This window comes from Spirosoma pollinicola (genome assembly GCF_002831565.1).
Lineage (GTDB): Bacteria > Bacteroidota > Bacteroidia > Cytophagales > Spirosomataceae > Spirosoma > Spirosoma pollinicola.
Genome location: NZ_CP025096.1, coordinates 2,568,898 through 2,586,474 on the forward strand (window position 1 = coordinate 2,568,898; position 17,577 = coordinate 2,586,474).

Annotated in this window: 15 protein-coding genes; 8 read left to right on the plus strand and 7 right to left on the minus strand. The window is 48.0% G+C overall.

The window, feature by feature from the left end:
• Positions 1-214 precede the first annotated feature (214 nt).
• The 4 genes from CWM47_RS10900 (at position 215) to CWM47_RS10915 (ending at position 7,498) form a co-directional block, all read left to right on the plus strand.
• Entirely contained in the window at positions 215-1,525 is a 1,311-nt protein-coding gene (locus CWM47_RS10900; RefSeq protein WP_100988006.1) for a TlpA family protein disulfide reductase, read from the plus strand.
• A 463-nt stretch (positions 1,526-1,988) separates the two neighbouring features.
• Positions 1,989-4,877 (plus strand): TonB-dependent receptor, encoded by a 2,889-nt coding sequence (locus CWM47_RS10905; RefSeq protein WP_100988007.1) that lies wholly within the window; start codon positions 1,989-1,991, stop codon positions 4,875-4,877.
• Between the two features lie 48 nt (positions 4,878-4,925).
• The gene (locus CWM47_RS10910; protein ID WP_100988008.1) at positions 4,926-6,605 is read left to right on the plus strand and encodes an IPT/TIG domain-containing protein; all 1,680 of its coding nucleotides are present in this window, start codon (positions 4,926-4,928) and stop codon (positions 6,603-6,605) included.
• Positions 6,606-7,003: 398 nt separating this feature from the next.
• Entirely contained in the window at positions 7,004-7,498 is a 495-nt protein-coding gene (locus tag CWM47_RS10915; protein WP_100988009.1) for an RrF2 family transcriptional regulator, read from the plus strand.
• 94 nt (positions 7,499-7,592) lie between these two features.
• Here CWM47_RS10915 and CWM47_RS10920 read toward each other — a convergent pair whose 3' ends face one another.
• The gene (locus CWM47_RS10920; RefSeq protein WP_100988010.1) at positions 7,593-9,104 is read right to left on the minus strand and encodes a DUF4301 family protein; all 1,512 of its coding nucleotides are present in this window, start codon (positions 9,102-9,104) and stop codon (positions 7,593-7,595) included.
• Between the two features lie 154 nt (positions 9,105-9,258).
• Between CWM47_RS10920 and CWM47_RS10925 the strand changes: the two genes are divergently transcribed.
• Positions 9,259-9,960: an HAD family hydrolase gene (locus CWM47_RS10925; RefSeq protein ID WP_100988011.1), complete on the plus strand. Its 702-nt coding sequence runs from the start codon at positions 9,259-9,261 to the stop codon at positions 9,958-9,960.
• On the opposite strand, the gene CWM47_RS10930 is transcribed toward CWM47_RS10925, so the two are convergent.
• The 6 genes from CWM47_RS10930 to CWM47_RS10955 form a co-directional block, all read right to left on the minus strand.
• Positions 9,944-10,732, minus strand: coding sequence for an amidohydrolase (locus CWM47_RS10930; protein WP_100988012.1), 789 nt, complete (start codon positions 10,730-10,732; stop codon positions 9,944-9,946). The genes CWM47_RS10925 and CWM47_RS10930 overlap by 17 nt on opposite strands.
• A gap of 85 nt (positions 10,733-10,817) precedes the next feature.
• Complete coding sequence (gene def / locus CWM47_RS10935) at positions 10,818-11,390, minus strand: peptide deformylase (RefSeq protein WP_100988013.1); 573 nt, start codon at positions 11,388-11,390, stop codon at positions 10,818-10,820.
• A 72-nt stretch (positions 11,391-11,462) separates the two neighbouring features.
• Entirely contained in the window at positions 11,463-11,876 is a 414-nt protein-coding gene (gene ruvX, locus CWM47_RS10940; RefSeq protein ID WP_100988014.1) for a Holliday junction resolvase RuvX, read from the minus strand.
• 62 nt (positions 11,877-11,938) lie between these two features.
• A complete protein-coding gene (locus CWM47_RS10945; protein ID WP_317046729.1) occupies positions 11,939-12,586 on the minus strand; it encodes a nucleotidyltransferase family protein in 648 nt (215 codons plus the stop codon).
• Positions 12,587-12,692: 106 nt separating this feature from the next.
• Entirely contained in the window at positions 12,693-14,894 is a 2,202-nt protein-coding gene (locus tag CWM47_RS10950) for a xanthine dehydrogenase family protein molybdopterin-binding subunit (RefSeq protein ID WP_100988015.1), read from the minus strand.
• Complete coding sequence (locus CWM47_RS10955) at positions 14,891-15,397, minus strand: (2Fe-2S)-binding protein (RefSeq protein WP_100988016.1); 507 nt, start codon at positions 15,395-15,397, stop codon at positions 14,891-14,893. Before CWM47_RS10955 ends, CWM47_RS10950 begins: the two co-directional genes overlap by 4 nt.
• Positions 15,398-15,669: 272 nt before the next feature.
• Here CWM47_RS10955 and CWM47_RS10960 point away from each other — a divergent pair, with 272 nt between their 5' ends.
• From CWM47_RS10960 to CWM47_RS10970, 3 genes are read left to right on the plus strand one after another with little or no spacing between them, the layout of a single operon-like run.
• Positions 15,670-16,437, plus strand: coding sequence for an NUDIX hydrolase (locus CWM47_RS10960; protein WP_100988017.1), 768 nt, complete (start codon positions 15,670-15,672; stop codon positions 16,435-16,437).
• 60 nt (positions 16,438-16,497) lie between these two features.
• The gene (locus CWM47_RS10965; RefSeq protein WP_100988018.1) at positions 16,498-16,905 is read left to right on the plus strand and encodes a ketosteroid isomerase-related protein; all 408 of its coding nucleotides are present in this window, start codon (positions 16,498-16,500) and stop codon (positions 16,903-16,905) included.
• Between the two features lie 4 nt (positions 16,906-16,909).
• Positions 16,910-17,524: a GNAT family N-acetyltransferase gene (locus tag CWM47_RS10970; RefSeq protein WP_394341992.1), complete on the plus strand. Its 615-nt coding sequence runs from the start codon at positions 16,910-16,912 to the stop codon at positions 17,522-17,524.
• The last annotated feature ends 53 nt before the right edge of the window (positions 17,525-17,577 follow it).

Here is a 17,577-nt window from a genome sequence, read left to right on the forward strand (position 1 = left end):
TTTTCTTTTTGTTGCCCATACTTTCCCTTCGTGACAATTTTGCCTGCACTGGATTGGAAGTCTACTATTCCTGGTTGTGGTAAATGAAGGTTAACAAAACGGTGTTTATATATCGAAAAAAATTCATAAACGCTTTATTATATGTTCATTAGAGTAAGATAATAGTCTATGCTCGTTTTACATTCATACCGCAAGGATAAGTCAACTCGACACCATGAAAAAGAGCTGTTCTGTACTATTCGGCCTATGGCTAATTGCGAGTCATTTAGTGCTCGGGCAATCGCCAGCCGATGTACTGAATCTGCCTATCACTGTCAGAAAGGGCTATGGGCCTTTCGGTGTTGGCTTTTCCCGATTCACCCCGGATGAACACGATGATTCGAACTGGAGTAAACTGAAATTGCCGGTAAAAGGCATACCGGCAACATGGACCAACGTTCAAAAAGGGATGGGCAGACTCAATACCTGGCAACTCATTTATCAGAATACACAGGCAGGTAAAGTACCCAGAACATGGTATGAAGGCTATTTGCAAAACAGACAGCTATCGCTTGACGAGACAAGATTCTCCAGACAGCCTATCAAATGTTACGTCTACTTACTAAAAGGCTTTGATCAAAAGAGGGGAAAATGGGTAGTCATGGTTGACACCAATAACAATCTTGATTTCAGCGACGAAACACCGTTCGAACCAGAACCGATTAAACCCGGAGTTATATCCGAGGGTATAGACGATGCCCATCTGGTTACCTATCAGACCTTTCAAAAAGGAAAGATAATAACCTCGCAAATACCGATAGTTGTTAAACGGATGGGCGATGATCTATTTTTTAACTTTCCTCAATATGCCGAGACTTCCCTGAAACAGGGGGCTGAGCAAATTGATCTAGTCATCTCCAACGGCTTCCTAGGATTGAACTTTGCCGAAATCACTACTATTGCCAGAAAACCCCGGTGGTTTTGGCAAACCAAGATAGATCCTTCTTTATTTATAGAAATAGGTGATATCATCACAATAGGCGGTCGACGATACAGAAATAAAGGCGTCAATACCTATCTTAATACATTGGAACTAGCCGCAGTCACTACTCAGTCCAACGTTTATTCATTAAAACCTGGTGAGTACTTTTTGCCGTTTGTGGCGCCTGAATTTAGCACAGGCCGATCTATATCCCTGACCAGTGTAAAAGGGAAATGGGTCTATATTGACTTTTGGGGTACCTGGTGCAAACCCTGCGTAGAAATGATTCCTACCTTAAAAAAACTCTATCAGGGTTTAGATAAAAGCCGTTTTGAATTTATCGGTATTGCCGGAAACCAGTCGCCCGAGCAGTTAAGAAGGTTTATCAAAAAAAACGAGTTAACGTGGCCGCAGATCTTATCCACAGATAATAAGCAATTGATCGCACAGTATCATATCAACAGCTACCCCACGAGTGTTTTACTTGATCCATCAGGTAAGATAATTGCCAAAGATTTGAGCCTGGAGAGCCTGTCTGCAAAGTTGAAGGAGTTAAACCGGTAGAATTTCGCATGATGATCTACTTATAGCCTAAAATGTACGCTTGTTCAGGTAAGGTATGTTAAGCCAACATTACGAAATGGCGTTTTGACTCGTGAGGCCACATGACCTGATAATAGAGCAAAATTTACGCTTAAATCGCTCGTAAAGAGGGTATGAACCTGGTTTTTTAGTTGTAATCACGCGATTAATCACAGCATAACCCCACAGTTGATAGAGGCTATGACAATTTACATTGGTGTACTGTTGCCAAATTAAAATAGAATATATCCGTGTTTTGAAAAATAATATATGGTAGGATCTTGGTTTGCCATTCAAAAAAGTGCCTTATTACACGTCAGGCATAAGTCTAACGGTCAGCCAATTGTGTTATTATCGGTCAGTTAAAAGTTAATATTCGTGTAACATTGAGGTAATATTGAGCGGGTAGTTTTGCAGCGCTAAAAGCGATACCAAAACATAAAAAATGAACCGCAACGTATTACTTATCCTCTTCTCCCTATGGTCTACTGCCGCCCTTGCGCAGTCCGGCACAGTTCGGGGAACCGTCAAAGACGGCAAAACAAAAGAATCTCTTATTGGCTGTACCGTACGTATAGATGGTACCCAACTTGGCAGCACAACCGACATTGAGGGTAATTTTAGCCTGGCTAATGTTCCGGCTGGTATCCATAAAGTAGTTATCTCTTACGTCTCTTATAAAACGAAAGAAATTCCCGGCGTTCGGGTGGAGTCGGGCAATACGACGGCTATCGAAACCGAACTGGACGAAGAAGGAACTGCCCTTCAAGAAGTAGTTGTTCGGGCCAGCAAGGCGACCAACACCGAAATCGCCGTTATCACCGAAATCAAGCAACTCAAGCCTATCGCTGTCGGTATTTCGGCCCAACAGATTCAGAAATCTCAGGATCGCGATGCCGCAGCCGCCATTCGCCGGGTGCCAGGCGTTAGTATCGTCGACAATCGGTTTGTACTGATTCGGGGACTGGCTGCCCGGTATAATTCGGTACTTATCAACGATGTTATTACGCCATCAACCGAAGTCGATACCCGTTCGTTTTCGTTCGATCTGGTTCCCAGTAATATCATTGATCGTATGATTGTCTACAAATCGGGTTCTGCCGAATTGCCGGGCGATTTTGCCGGTGGTATCGTTAAAATATACACGAAGCGTCGGCCCGACCAGAATTTCATGGATGCCGGTCTGACACTCGGCTACCGGGGCAACACAACCTTTCAAACGGTGCAGTCACAGACCCGTTCAGGACTGAATGCACTGGGACTTTGGGATGCCAGCCAGCAGCTTCCAGCCAGTTTTCCGGGCAAAGCGAGCGAGTTCAATGCGTTGAACCCATTACAGCGGGCTGCTTATGCTAAATTGCTGCCTAATACATGGGGTCTTAAAGATATGACGCTCTCGCCCGATATTCGGTTTGCCCTGAATATGGGCCGCCGGTTTGATGTGGGCAATGTGCGTGTCAGCAATCTAACGAGTATCAACTACTCGATGACAAACCAGTTCTCGAACATTGATCTTAAGTTATATGACAATGGCACAATTGCCAATGCCGTTACCCAGCAGTATAACGATGCTAACTACGCCCGCCAGACACGGCTGGGTATTCTGCACAACTGGTCGGCTCGTTTCTCGCCCGGCTTTACGCTGGAGTGGAAAACGCTGTTCAATCAATTAAGTACGACAGAAACGGTTGTTCGTTCGGGTGCACAGGTAGCTGAGGGCTACGACGTTCGGAGTTACTCGGAGCGTTTTGAAAACCGGAGTATCCTGACAACGCAACTGGCTGGTGAGCATTCCATCAGTCCGCTCACAAAAATCAGTTGGGTTGGTAGCTTTGGCTACACAGGCCGTTGGGAGCCAGATTGGAAACGGGCTCGTTACCTGCGGGCAACTGGCTCAACCGGAGCCGATGGCCAGCCAGCTCCTTTCCTGATTGCTACGCCAAATGACCCGACACCAACTGAAGTAGGGCGGTTCAATTCGAAATTGCACGAGTATGTAATCTCGGCCATTGCCAATGGTGAACACACCTTTGGCAACCCAACCGATCGTGAACCAAACAAAATCCGGTTTGGTGTGTATGCCGAACAGAAAAACCGTGATTATGCTGCCCGTTTCTATGGCTATCAGGCCATTGGCGGTGCATCGGCTGCAAAACAGAGAGACATTGCTACCGCGTTTGCACCAGAAAATGTGACTGGTTCTGACGGTAGCTTCTCCCTGCTGGACGGTACCCGCGACCGCGATGCGTATAAAGGTCTGAACACTTATCTGGCGGGTTATGTAAGTGGTGACGTCTATTTCGGACCGAAAGCTAACCTGACACTCGGTTTCCGGGGCGAATACAACGATCAGGGCATTAAGTCAAACATCAACGGCGTAGAGACCCGGCTTGTAACGAACCGGATTTTCAGTCCGTTGCCATCCCTCAACTTTACCTATAAACTGAGTGATCGTACAAACCTGCGTTTCGCCTATTCGTCGTCGGTTAACCGGCCTGAGTTCCGCGAGCTGGCTCCGTTCAACTATTACGACTTCAACCTACTGGCCGATATTCAGGGAAATACAACCTTAACAACGGCTAAGATTCAGAACCTGGATGCCAAATGGGAATTCTACCCAAGCCCTAACGAGTTGATTTCGGTAACGGGTTTCTACAAGCACTTTACCAATCCTATTGAGTCGTACCTGCTATTTCAGGGGAATGGATTAGCCTATACCTTCACCAATGCCCAGTCGGCGCAGAACTATGGAATTGAGCTGGAGTTCCGGAAGGGTTTCCAGAATTCGGCTAGTGCGTTTCTGCAAAACCTGTCGGTAGTGGGTAACGTCTCGCTCATCAAAAGCCTGGTTAACGTGGGTGATATTGTTACTGCCCCCGACTTGAGCGGTACCATTCAACAGTATGACATTCGCGGAATTGCCGATACGAAACGTGCGCTGGCCGGTCAATCGCCCTACCTGATCAATGCCGGTGTTTATTACGCAGCGCCTAACTCGGGCTGGCAGTGGAATGTACTGTACAACGTGTTTGGCCAGCGGATTTTCACGGTGGGCAACAGCCAGAACCCAACGGTCTACGAAATGCCACGCCAGGTGATTGACCTCAACCTCACCAAACAGTTTAACAAGAAAATCGAACTACGCCTGGGTATTCAGGACCTTTTGAATCAGTATGTTCGGTTCGCTCAGGATTTTAACCGGGATGGTAAAATCGGCAGTGATGTAACGTCACAAACAGCCGGTGCCGATCAGATGCTTCGTAAGTTCAAGCGGGGAAGCTACTATACCGTAAGTGCTATTTACACGTTTGGCCGCCGGACGGTTATCCCTTAAGAGTAATTACCAATCTGTACAATACCTGTTTAATTTAAAGCAATTTTTATGCAATTTTCTCAATTAGGTCGTCGAGCTTCGCTGTTAGTAGTATTGGTGCTTGGCCTGTTTGTTGCGGTGATGTCCTGTAAAAATGAGGATACACCAGCTCCAGTTCTGAGCATCACAAGTTTCTCGCCGTCATCGGCTCCGGTCGGGTCAACCGTCGTTATTACGGGTACCGCCTTCAGTGCAACACCCGCCAGCAACACAGTAACGTTTGGTGGTGTTCCGGCCACTGTAACAGGTGCATCGACAAGCTCATTGACCGTTGTTGTACCCACTGGTGCCGGTACGCCAATCGCTGTAACATCGGGTGGCGCTACCGTAACGAGTACTACGGCGTTTCAGCTTGGAAACAAGCCCATCGTTGAAGTAACCGGCGACATCTCTGCCGATACCAAATGGACCGCCGGTACCATTTATTACCTGCGTGGTTTTGTCCAGGTAAAAGCACCGGCTACGCTGACTATTGAAGCCGGTACGATTATAAAAGGGGGCGGTAAAGAAGTTGACCCGGCAGGCAAACAGCAGGGTGCTACCCTGATTATTCTGCCCGGTGCTAAAATCAATGCCGTTGGTACTGCCACTTCGCCTATCGTGTTTACTTCTGTTAAAGCCGCTGGCTCGCGTAATTACGGCGATTGGGGTGGTGTTGTAATTTTTGGTAAAGCGCCTGTTAATCAGCCAAGTGCAACGGGTTTTGAAGGTGGTCTGCCCGGTACGGTAGGTACCTACTCCGATGTGAATGATAACTCTGGTGCTTTACAATATGTACGTATCGAATTTGGCGGTATCGCTCTGCTGGCCGGTAGTGAAATAAATGGTCTGTCTCTATATGGTGTAGGCGCTGGTACTACCCTTGATCACATTCAGGTATCCTATAGTGGTGATGATTCGTACGAATGGTTTGGCGGTACTGTCAATGCCAAAAACCTGATCGCTTTCCGGGGTTGGGACGATGATTGGGATACCGACTGGGGCTGGTCCGGTAAAGTACAATATGGTGTATCACTCCGCGATCCAGACGTAGCTGACCAATCAGCGTCGAACGGGTTTGAGTCAGATAACTTTAACCCAGGTTTGCCTGCAACCGGAACCAACGCTGGTTTGCCCTTAACGGCTGGTGTGTTTGCTAACATGAGCAACTTCGCCTTTAGCGGCACACCGTCAAATGCGCCTTCGTCAAAAGGTAGTGGTGCCTATCAATCAGCCATGCACCTTCGCCGGAATACATCGCTTAGTATTTTCAACTCATTGATGGTTGGTTATCCTGAGGGTCTTCGATTAGATGCGCCAACGGGTACCACAGGAACGCTCGATAATGCCACAAATGGCGGCTTACAATTGCATGGCGTTGTAGTGGCTAATACTACCATTCCTGTAAGAGGTGCAGGCGCTATTACAGATGCACAGGCACAGGCATTCTTCAACACGGCTGCTTATAAAAATCAGATCATTCCAAGCACAGGTGTTGCTGCATTATTACTTAATGCAGCCAGTTTCAACCTGACTGCCCCTAACTTCCTGCCTCAAACGGGTTCACCCTTGCTGACAGGCGCTATCTGGGACGGTAAAGGTGCTGATGCTTTCTTCACGAAAGAAACGTTCATTGGCGCATTTGGCACAACCGACTGGACGAAAGGCTGGGCAAACTGGGATCCGCAGAACGCTAACTACGATAAATAGAGTAAACAATTAATTTATATTGGTGTCGCAAAAAAGGCCGGGGCTCTGCACCGGCTTTTTTTTTGTATATCATCTATTAATAAATGACTACGCATGGTTTTGTCGTCTAACTGCACTTTATTAAGCCGTTATAGTAAATTAATGTTACTTTGTATCGGTCTGACAGTCTTATACCCAACTAAATCCATGAACTTTTAGGTTGTTTGTCAATGTTTGGCAATAAATTTGTCCTTACTAAGCAGAATGAATAACTAAGCGGATTTTAGTTACTTTTTCTTTATAGAAAACAGCCTACTTTTTGGCTGATAATTAAGCACTTATTAATTTGCCCTTGATGCTGATCAAAAGCAGTGTAAGTACCCGCTCTGTCACTATAATCACTCTTAGTCACCGTAACAATGATCTCTAAAAAAGCTAAGTATGCCATCAAGGCCCTCAAGGTTTTGACTGAAGAGTATGGGAAAGGACCCGTACTGATTTCCTATATTTCGGCAAAGGAGAATATCCCGAAGAAATTTTTAGAGGCCATTTTGCTGGAACTTCGTAATCACGGAATCCTGCAAAGCCAAAAGGGAAAAGGGGGCGGCTATCTGTTACGGGTTGATCCGGGTCGGGTCAATTTGGCTCAGGTACTGCGGGTAATTGACGGACCTATTGCACCTACCCCGTGTGTGTCCTTTAACTTCTACGTCAAATGCGATGACTGCAATGACGAAGTGGCCTGCGCATTACGGCCAATTATGGAACGCGTTCGGGATGCAAATTTAGGGGTTTACGAAAATACGACCCTGCTAACATTCCAGAACATGGGTTCGCTTGAAACAAAAGAAATAGCCATCGGGACCAAAGGCCCCGAGTTGACTGAAGAGCCAACAAGCCAGATGTCAGCCTAGGTTTTAGTTAGTACGTTATTGGGTTATTGAGTTAATATGTCTGTGTATCAGCCCACACGCTAACTCAATAACCCAATAACTTTTCAACCAATTATTAACCAGGTTGATGCTCTTTCCGCAACAGATCGTTCACCGTTTTAACCGGGTTGAACGTAATAAGCGGCACTTCCACAAATATCGTGTTCCAGTCGGCCATAGCGCCGTTCCAAAGACCCGGCAGCTCCTGCGCTTTGAGGTCTTTTCCATCTTTCGATTTCGCGGTGATAAAACCTGTGAGCGGGTCACGATAGGCTGGTAAATCATATTTACGACCGTGATGATCTTTTAACCCACACACTAGATCAACGGGATTAAAGTGAGTGGCTTCGTCAAAAATGGCTTTCTGACCTGCATCGGTTAAATCAATTTGTGCCGACTCAACCACTTGCAACGATACCGAGCCATCCTGATTTCTGGCCCAGAACGGCCCGCCACCCGGTTCGCCAACGTTTTTAACCATGCCACAGGCACGAACGGGCCGGTCTAATTTCCGGCGTAAATAGTCCAGTTTTTCGGCTTTCGGCATATTGTCAAAGCCATCAGGAGGTAACGTATAGAGGGTACGGCGAAGGAGTTCGTCGGCTTCCGCCAGATACCCATCGCTCACCTCTTTTTCGTCTAATAAGCCCTGCAATTTGGCAATTTGCTGTTGGGCATCAAGCAGTACAGCCGCCAGTACTTTCTTGTATGTAATGGTTGGCTCCTTAATTCCGTCGGGAACTACATTGTCAATATTCTTGATAAAAACGATATCGGCATCGATGTCGTTAAGGTTTTCGATCAGCGCCCCGTGACCTGCCGGGCGGAATAGCAACGAATTGTCCGCGTTTCGGAATGGCGAATTGTCCATGTTTACCGAAATCGTGTCGGTAGCCTTTTTCTGCTCCGAAAAACTAATGTCGAAGTTTACACCAAGCCAGGCTTCATAGTCGGCTTTCTGCTCCTGAATGAGCGTTTCGAAACGACTGCGGTGTTCGGGCGAAACGGTAAAGTGAATTTTAACCAACCCGTCAGAATTGGCATAAGCAGCACCTTCTACCAGGTGTTCTTCTACCGGTGTTCGCGGGCCGTCGGCGTAGCGGTGAAATTTCAACAAACCTTTTGGCAGGCTACCATATTCCAGACCCTCTTCGGTCAATAAAAATTTCAGGACGGTTACCCGATCATTGTCGGCAACGGCTTTGTCTAAATCCTGTCCTTTGGCAGCCATGGCGGCTTTAAGGTCTTCGTAAAAAGCAAAGTCGGTCAGACGGGCAAATACCTCATCGACGGATTTATCGAATTTGCCATCCAGTGCTGAAAACAGTGATTTAAACATTCGTGTAGCAGCACCCGAAGCGGGCACGAACTTCACGAGGTCAAGCTGGTGAGCAGCCTGGTCGAACCGGTGGATGTGCGCTGCCAACTGGTCTTCGGCAACGCGAACGATACCATCGCCAACGGTAGCCGCTTTGATAACATTCAGGTATGGAAAACCGTCAACAAAGTGTTTTATCTGTTGGTCGATCTGGTCGAGAGAAACGCCCTGTACCAGAATCTGGTCCTGATCTTGCTCTGTAAACTGCATAGGGTTAACGGAAATTATTGCGTTAGGAACGGGGGGCAAATTGCGGATTAAAGTAATGGTACGCAAATCAATTTAATGTAAAAGAGAGGTAACAGAATAAGATTATGCATACCTACTTATCTTTGTTTCTCCTAAACCTTTCACCCTTACGCCCATGAAACTAATCGCTTTTGACGCCGACGACACCCTTTGGGCCAACGAACCTAATTACATCGATGTAAAATTGAAATTGTGTGAAATGCTCTCGCATCACATTGATGAAGAGACACTTTCGCAACGGTTTTATGACGCGCAGATTCGAAATCTTGCCGTATTTGGCTACGGTGCCAAGAGTTTTATGCTCTCGATGATTGAAACAGCTATTGAATTGACCGATGGAGCCATTACCGGATCGGAAATTCAACAGATTATTGATACTGGACGGAAGCTGCTGGATTTTCCTGTTGATGTACTCGACGGGGTAGGCGAGGTGCTGGAAACGCTGTCCAAAAATTTCGATTTGATGGTGCTTTCCAAAGGCGATCTGTTCGATCAGGAAAGTAAAATTGCCCGATCGGGCTTGGGGCATTACTTCAAGCACGTTGAAATTGTAAGTGAAAAGAATGAACAGACTTATCAGCGTATTCTACATAAATACAAGGTGCAGCCTGCTGACTTTTTGATGATTGGTAATTCGTTGAAGTCTGATGTGTTACCCGTTGTCCATATTGGTGGCCGGGCCATTCATATACCGTTTGCAACGACCTGGGCACACGAAATGGTTACGGATGAGCAACTAACCGGTAAGTCATTTACGACTTTAGGCAGCGTTCGGGAATTGCTGGAGTTGCTCGAAAATGTCAAGAAAACAGCGTAAACGAGTCGGCGTCCAGATTAGCCGGAAATTTCGTCCGGAAGGCATGCAACTCATCCAGTGAGAGCGTTTGTTGATGAATTATTTCCGTATCGGAATGCCTGAATAAGACATCGCCCTTAAAGTCGATTACGGCTGAGTCGCCGGAGTAGGAATGCCCGTTGTTATCCTGACCCACCCGGTTTACACCGACTACATAGCTTAAATTCTCGATAGCCCGGGCTTGTAGTAATATATTCCAGGGGTTACGCCGGACGGCTGGCCAGTTGGCTACATACAGTAAGAGGTCGTACTCAAAATTCCGGGAGTCATCCGCACATACGTTGCGGCTCCAGGCCGGGAACCGAAGGTCATAGCAAACGAGCGGACAAATACGCCAGCCCTTCCACTCTTTTATGATTCGATGAGTCCCTGCCGTATAAACGGTGTCTTCGCCCGCTATCCGAAACAAATGACGTTTGTCGTAGGTGTCAAACTGCCCATCAGGTTGCATCCAGATGAGCCGGTTGAAAAAATTGCCGTTTTCTTTTACGACATAACTGCCTGTTACCACAGCCCCCGTTTGGGCGGCCATCTGCTTCATCCAGCGAAACGTAGCCAGACTCATGGGTTCGGCTACAGCACTGGCGTCCATCGTAAAGCCCGTTGTGAACATCTCGGGCAGAACGATCAGATCCGTAGGTTCCGGCAGATTGAAGATGCGCTCCTCCAGCATAGCCCGATTGGCCACAGGGTCATGCCAGTAAAGATCGGCTTGGAGGAGGGTTATGTTCATGAAAACAATGTAAAATGGATAATGTAAAATGAATAATTCCTTTCGGGCTAATACCCATTATGCATTATTCATTTTACATTATCCATTACTTTGGAAATTTCATTTTATAATCGGTGTCCGTTTTGCCCTTCGAAATGTCGGATAGCTTTTTCTTGATAAGCGTCCGACGGAGGGAGGGTAAGTAATCGGTGAAGAGTTTCCCGTCGAGGTGGTCATATTCATGCTGAATGATGCGGGCGGCCATGGCTTCGTATTCTTCTTCGTGTTCGTTCCAGTCGGTATCGAAGTAGCGAATAACGATGATTTCGGGCCGGAACACTTCGCCCCGAATGCCGGGAATACTCAGGCAACCTTCCTCAAAACCCCAGTCGTCGCCCGCTTCTTCAAGAATTTCTGGATTGATGAACACTTTTTTGAAGCCAATCAGGCTTTGGTCAATGTCTTCTTCCGCTTCGTCTTCGTTAAGCGGCTCACCATCAACCACAAACATACGAATGCTCTGACCGATCTGCGGAGCTGCCAGGCCAACGCCCGATGCCGCATACATGGTCTCAAACATGTTCTCGCTCAGTTTTTTAACGTCGAGACTACCGGGTTCAATATCTTTTGCCCGCTTCCGCAGAACCGGGTCACCGTAGGCAATAATTGGGAGAATCATAATTCTAATGAATAATGAATAATGTAAAATGAATAATGGTGTCGAAATGCGTTATCCATTTTACATTATTCATTATCGTTTGCTTTCCATGTATGACTGAAGAATGATGGCAGCACTAACTTTGTCGATGTTGCCTTTTACCCGCCGATCTTTTTTTGTACTGCCGTAAGCGATCATCGCCTGAAGGGCCATAACAGACGTGAATCGTTCGTCATGCCAATAAACCGGAATGTCGGGCAGTGCGTTCTGCAAATGCGTGACGAACTTCCTGACGCGTGGGGTATTGTCGGTGTCAGCACCGTCAAGGCCTTTGGGAAGCCCAACAATAAAGGCTTCGACCGGTTCCCTGACGATGTACGCTTTCAAAAACTTGAGCACTTCATGAGAGGGAACTGTTTCCAGTGCCGACGCAATGAGTTGCAAAGGGTCCGTAACGGCAATGCCGGTGCGTTTCATACCATAGTCAATTGACAGAAGTCGTGCCATTTCACCCGTAAAGGTACGAAGGAAAGGGCAGAGGGCATAGGGGTATATAGTGCTTCAGGTCATCATTCACCGTCCTGATCTATATGCTTTATACGCTGTGTTCCCCGCCACGCGTCTACATCCTGCCAGGTGTCGAGGTCAATGGCGGCAAGCGGGAAAGGAATTTCGGTACAATCATTCGCGTATTGCTGGATGAGTTTGCGGGCACCCGTGTCGCCGGATAAGTTCATGAACTCAGATCTATATCGGATGTCGAACAGAGCCGGAACGCCGAGATGACCAAATTCGCCGTATCGGCAGGCAATGATGCCCCTGCCAGTGTGTTGCTGTGTCGAGATTAATTGCTGGAGCAGTTCGGCTGTAACGTAGGGCTGATCCGTCAGAACTACCAAAAAAGCATCGACAGGCTCATCGCATAGCCTGTTCAGGCCCACTCTCAGGGAGGAAGCCAGACCTTCGCGCCAATCGGGATTGATGGGGATATAAACGGGCAAGTCGGTAAGTTCGCTGAGGATACGATCCTGATTGGCACCCAGCACAACAAGAACCGGACCCGTCTGCAACGACAACGCAGCTTCGGCCATATGCCGGACTAATGTTGTCCCGTCTTTTGTGAGCAATTGCTTAGGTTCGCCACCCAGGCGGGTTGAGCCGCCAGCGGCTAAAATAATCGTCGCAATCGTCATCGTTAAGCTTATGGTAAATTGCATGAAGTAGTTGGTATTCGGTTTACGGTTTATGGTAGGCTGGCGCATGAACGTTCACGCACCAGCCTACCATAAACTGTAAACCGAATACCATAAACCAACTACCGGTTTATACTTTTTCCAAATCAAATGGTAACCGACGGATGCGTTTGCCGGTAGCGGCAAAAACAGCATTGGCCAATGCAGGGGCTAACGGTGGAAGCCCCGGTTCACCGACGCCTTTGATTGTTGGACCACCTTCGGCCAGTATATGAACCTCAATTGCAGGCATTTCATTGATCCGCAACATCCGGTTTTTATCGAAATTTGACTGAACGGCTCGGCCATTTTCAAATGTAATTCCGTCTTTGGTCGCGGCCGTTAACGCCATCGCAATGGCCCCTTCAACTTGCGCCTTCACGGTATCGGGGTTAACAACGGTGCCGAGGTCAATAACGCAATACACCTTATCGACTTTTACACCCCCGTTACCATCTTTTGATACCTCGACCACCTGACCGGCCAACCCGGCAAAAAACTCCCATTGAGCAACGCCACGGCCTTTTCCGGCGGGTAGGGGTTTGTCCCAGCCCGATACGTCTTTCAGTTTCAGGAGCACCCGCTTTGCATCGCTGTCTTTTGTCAGCATAGCCAGCCGGAAGGCAAGCGGGTCCTGACCGGCTTTGTGGGCCATTTCGTCGATGAAACATTCGTGCGGGAACGCCAGCGTCGAACTCGTTACCGACCGCCAGTAGGTGAGCGGAATGTGAATATCGGCGTGGACGTAGCGCGTGTTGAGGTTCGGAATCTCGTATTTCTGTTCGTTGGTGCCTTCGAGCATGGTACCGTCGGGCTTTGTCTTGTCATATTTTTCGTTCATCGTCGCGTCGATAGACGGCGAGATGACTTTATGCTGGAGGGCAACGGATTTGCCATCGGCAGACAACGCCCCGCGCATGGCCGAGAACGTCATGGGTCGAAATGGGCCGAGCAGGGTATCGTCTTCGCGCGTCCAGATCACTTTAACGGGCTTCCCAACGGCCTTTGACAGCAACACGGCTTCGGTAGCAAAATCCTGCGTTAACCGCCGACCAAAACCGCCCCCGTTGAACAGGATATGAACCGTAATGTCGTCGGCAGGAACCTTAAGGACTTTGGCAACTTCGTCCCGAACCAAATCGCCCCCTTGCGAGGATACCCAAAGCTCAATTTTACCATCCGGCTTATACTGTGCCAGAGCGTTCATGGGTTCCATCGTCGAATGGCTCACGATGGGCGTTTCATAGAAGGCTTCCAGCTTGCTCGGCGCATCGGCAAAGGTTTTGTCGAAATCTCCGGCATTATGGCCCTGTACACCGTCGGTTTTTGCTAATTCCCGAAGGCTCTTCTCAAAATCGTCCGAGTTGAACGTATCGTGATGATTATGATCCCATGTCACCTTTAGTGCCTTCCGGCCCTGCATGGCAGCCCAGTAATTGTCGGCAATAATGGCAATTCCTTCATATCGATTTTTGCCAACCACACGCTCTACTTTTACGGCTTTCTGAACGCCTTTGATTTTTAAGGACTGGGCCGCGTCGAAACTCACCAGCTTGCTGCCAAATACCGGACAGCGCTCGATGGATGCATACACCATACCGGGAACCTTCGCGTCTATCCCAAACGTCGCTTGCCCCGCTACTTTCATCGGAACGTCGGGCCGGGGCATTGGTTTCCCGAGCATCGTAAACTGTTTTGGGTCTTTCAGCGCAGGCTCTTTAGGAACGGGTAGTTTGGCTGCTGTTTCGGCTAACTGTCCGTAGGTCAGCTTTTTACCTGTCGATTTATGAACAATCGTCCCGTTTTCGGCAACACATTCGGCTATGGGAACGCTCCACTGCTGGCTGGCGGCCTGAATGAGCATCTCGCGGGCCGACGCGCCTACTTTGCGCATCTGCGTGTAACCGCCCCGAATAGAGCCGCTACCACCCACTGCCTGCGACCACATGCCGCCGTACTTGCTTTCGCCCCCGGTTTGCCGGATTACAACTTTATCCAGCGGCACTTCCAGTTCCTCGGCAATGAGCACCGGAACGGATTGGTACGTTCCCTGCCCAATTTCGGGGCGGGGATTCATGATGATGATACGCCCCGATTTCTCGATGAGTATATAGGGTGTTAGCTCGACTGATTCGGGCAGGGCCAGACCGCTTAAGTTCTGAACGGGGCTGGCAAGGGTATCTGTTGATGAGAAACCAAGAGCAAAGGCCGCTCCGGTAAGTCCCGCAGCTTTTAGGAAATTCCGGCGGCTCGTGCCAGCATTAATTCCGGTAGGGGTGGGAGTTGTGCTCATCGCTTGCCAATTTTAGGAGTTGATTTAGGCATTTTTGGTCCGCTGGCCATATCGGCAGAAGCTGAGTGAATGGCTTTTCGGATTCGTTCGTAGGTACCACAACGGCAGATATTGCCCTGCATGGCGGTATCAATATCGGCGTCGGTCGGTTTGGGGTTTTGTTTCAGCAAAGCCGCTGCCGACATGATTTGGCCGGACTGGCAGTAGCCACACTGCGGAACCTGGTGCTCGATCCAGGCTTTCTGTACAGGGTGATCAATGTTTTTCGACAGCCCTTCGATGGTTGTAATTTTATGACCCGCAGCTGCCGATGCTGGAAAACTACACGAACGAATTGGGGCACCATCGAGGTGAACCGTGCAGGCTCCACATTGAGCAATACCGCAGCCAAATTTGGTGCCGGTCAAGCCCACCACATCGCGGATGGCCCACAGAAGGGGCATCTCGGGATCAATGTCTACTGTATGGAGTTGATTGTTAATGGTCAATTTTACTAAAGCCATAGCCTGACAGGGATAAGGAATACGTGGTGAGTCGTGCTAGTGTTTCGGGAAGAGTTGTGTGAGAGAAACAAAATCGAAACTAAAATTAATGATTTTAGACGATATGTCAGATATGCAGACTTTTTACCTGTAAAGGTCTCCACTGAACAGGGTAAAGAGTAAAGCGTTTTTATGAAGAGTAGGAGTAAAGGTTGCTTAAATCATAAATTGCCGATAATTATATACGATTTCCTTTATTATGTCATAATGGCAAAAGAAAATCATAAACAAGCATGACTTATTCTGACAAGCTGATAAATTATTACGAAACCGTAGCACGTGAATGCGTACTGGGCTTATCGCTCGACTGCGTTATCTTTGGTTTTCATGACACTCGGCTTAAAGTCTTGTTGGTTCGTTGGCGGGGTACGAAAGAGTGGTGTTTGCCGGGAGGATTTATTTACAAAACAGAGTCTGTAGATGCTGCGGCTGGCCGGGTTCTCTATGAACGAACAGGCTTGACTCAATTGTTTTTACAACAATTTCACCTCTTCGGTGATGCGGTTCGGTATGATGTGGAGAATACATGGCAAAGGCAGAAGATGCCCATGCCGTTTGGGAGCGGGACATGGCCAAGCCGTACGATTTCGATGGGGTATTATGCGCTGGTTGACTACACGAAAGTGACACCCACAGCCGATTTTCTGTCTGACGAATGTGACTGGTTTGATGTATTCGAACTTCCCTCGCTTCTCTACGACCATCGTCAGATTATCAATGTGGCGTTAAAAACGCTTCGGCTACAATTGAACTGGCAGCCGATTGGCCTGAACCTGATGCCCGAAAAGTTTACCATACCCGAGCTTCAACGCCTGTATGAAGCCGTGCTGGGCAGACCGCTGGATGCCCGAAACTTTCATAAGAAGATATCGAGCCTTAGCATTCTGACGCGCTTAAACGAACGCCGAACGGGAGGAGCGCATAAATCGCCCTACCTCTATCAGTTTGATTTGACCAATTATCAAAAAGCACTCGTCAATGGCAATCTGATTTTTGTTTAAGGTAAATAGTGCCCTGTGCCTTATCTTTGCCTATCAAACTCTCGTGTCAAAAAACTTTTCATGACTGCTTTCGAGACCGCATCCCAGTATTACGACGCGTTTAACCGCAAAGACTGGCAGGCTATGCTTAGCCTGGTTCACCCCAATGTTCGCCACGATAGCAATCAGGGCGCTACTTCTACAGGTAAAGATAAATTCAGTCAGTTTCTCCAGCACATGGACGACTGTTATGATGAAACCCTAACCGATTGGGTCATCATGACAGAGCCGACAGAAACACGAGTTGCCTGCGAATTCGTGGTGAACGGGGTCTACAAAAAAACGGATGGTGATCTGCCAGCAGCTACCGGGCAGTCGTATGTATTGCCCGCCGGTTCGTTTCTGGAGGTTGCCGATGGCCAAATCACCCGTATAACTACCTATTATAATCTGCCACTCTGGGAATCATTAGTCCTGGGTAATCAATAGTGTTTTGTCAGGAATACAACCTCATTCATCACTTACCTTTCTTCGGCTGTCAGACTCCGCGTTTCTGGCTGTTTTTGATGATTTGGCTGCCTTGCGAATGACTGTTTTTTACGACTTTCCTTATTTGTATGAGGGGTCGGTCGATTACGAGAAAAGATATCTGGAGACCTATGCCCGCTCAAAACGTTCGTTTTTGCTGGCCGTCTATGATGGTAATAAACTAGTTGGTGCTACAACGGCGCTGCCCTTGCGCGACGAGACGCCTGAGGTACAGGCCCCCTTTACAGTAGCGGGCTACGATCTGGACACAATCTTCTATTTTGGTGAGAGTGTTCTGCTGCCCGCCTATCGGGGCCGGGGTATTGGCGATCAGTTTTTCGATGAACGGGAAGCTTATGCCCGTCAGTTTGATCAGTACAAACTAGCGTGCTTTTGTTCTGTACAACGCCCCGAAGATCATCCATTACGTCCCGTCAATTATCATCCGCTTGATGCCTTCTGGACTCGCAGAGGTTATAAACGTGATGGAAGTCTGCAAAGTAAATTCGTTTGGCTTGATCGAAACGAGGCTGTCGAAACAGCTAAACCCATGATTTACTGGACGCGGAAGCTGGATTGAAGCGGCCGTTGATACTATTCTAAAGTCAATATTCCCAACATTAACCCTTGCAG

What these genes read in the sequence shown, in the direction of transcription:
- CWM47_RS10900 (WP_100988006.1), top strand. Translation starts at nt 215, where the DNA reads ATGAAAAAGAGCTGTTCTGTACTATTCGGCCTATGGCTAATTGCGAGT.
- CWM47_RS10905 (WP_100988007.1), top strand. Translation starts at nt 1,989, where the DNA reads ATGAACCGCAACGTATTACTTATCCTCTTCTCCCTATGGTCTACTGCC.
- CWM47_RS10910 (WP_100988008.1), top strand. Translation starts at nt 4,926, where the DNA reads ATGCAATTTTCTCAATTAGGTCGTCGAGCTTCGCTGTTAGTAGTATTG.
- CWM47_RS10915 (WP_100988009.1), top strand. Translation starts at nt 7,004, where the DNA reads ATGATCTCTAAAAAAGCTAAGTATGCCATCAAGGCCCTCAAGGTTTTG.
- CWM47_RS10920 (WP_100988010.1), bottom strand. Translation starts at nt 9,104, where the DNA reads ATGCAGTTTACAGAGCAAGATCAGGACCAGATTCTGGTACAGGGCGTT.
- CWM47_RS10925 (WP_100988011.1), top strand. Translation starts at nt 9,259, where the DNA reads ATGAAACTAATCGCTTTTGACGCCGACGACACCCTTTGGGCCAACGAA.
- CWM47_RS10930 (WP_100988012.1), bottom strand. Translation starts at nt 10,732, where the DNA reads ATGAACATAACCCTCCTCCAAGCCGATCTTTACTGGCATGACCCTGTG.
- def (WP_100988013.1), bottom strand. Translation starts at nt 11,390, where the DNA reads ATGATTCTCCCAATTATTGCCTACGGTGACCCGGTTCTGCGGAAGCGG.
- ruvX (WP_100988014.1), bottom strand. Translation starts at nt 11,876, where the DNA reads ATGGCACGACTTCTGTCAATTGACTATGGTATGAAACGCACCGGCATT.
- CWM47_RS10945 (WP_317046729.1), bottom strand. Translation starts at nt 12,586, where the DNA reads ATGCAATTTACCATAAGCTTAACGATGACGATTGCGACGATTATTTTA.
- CWM47_RS10950 (WP_100988015.1), bottom strand. Translation starts at nt 14,894, where the DNA reads ATGAGCACAACTCCCACCCCTACCGGAATTAATGCTGGCACGAGCCGC.
- CWM47_RS10955 (WP_100988016.1), bottom strand. Translation starts at nt 15,397, where the DNA reads ATGGCTTTAGTAAAATTGACCATTAACAATCAACTCCATACAGTAGAC.
- CWM47_RS10960 (WP_100988017.1), top strand. Translation starts at nt 15,670, where the DNA reads ATGACTTATTCTGACAAGCTGATAAATTATTACGAAACCGTAGCACGT.
- CWM47_RS10965 (WP_100988018.1), top strand. Translation starts at nt 16,498, where the DNA reads ATGACTGCTTTCGAGACCGCATCCCAGTATTACGACGCGTTTAACCGC.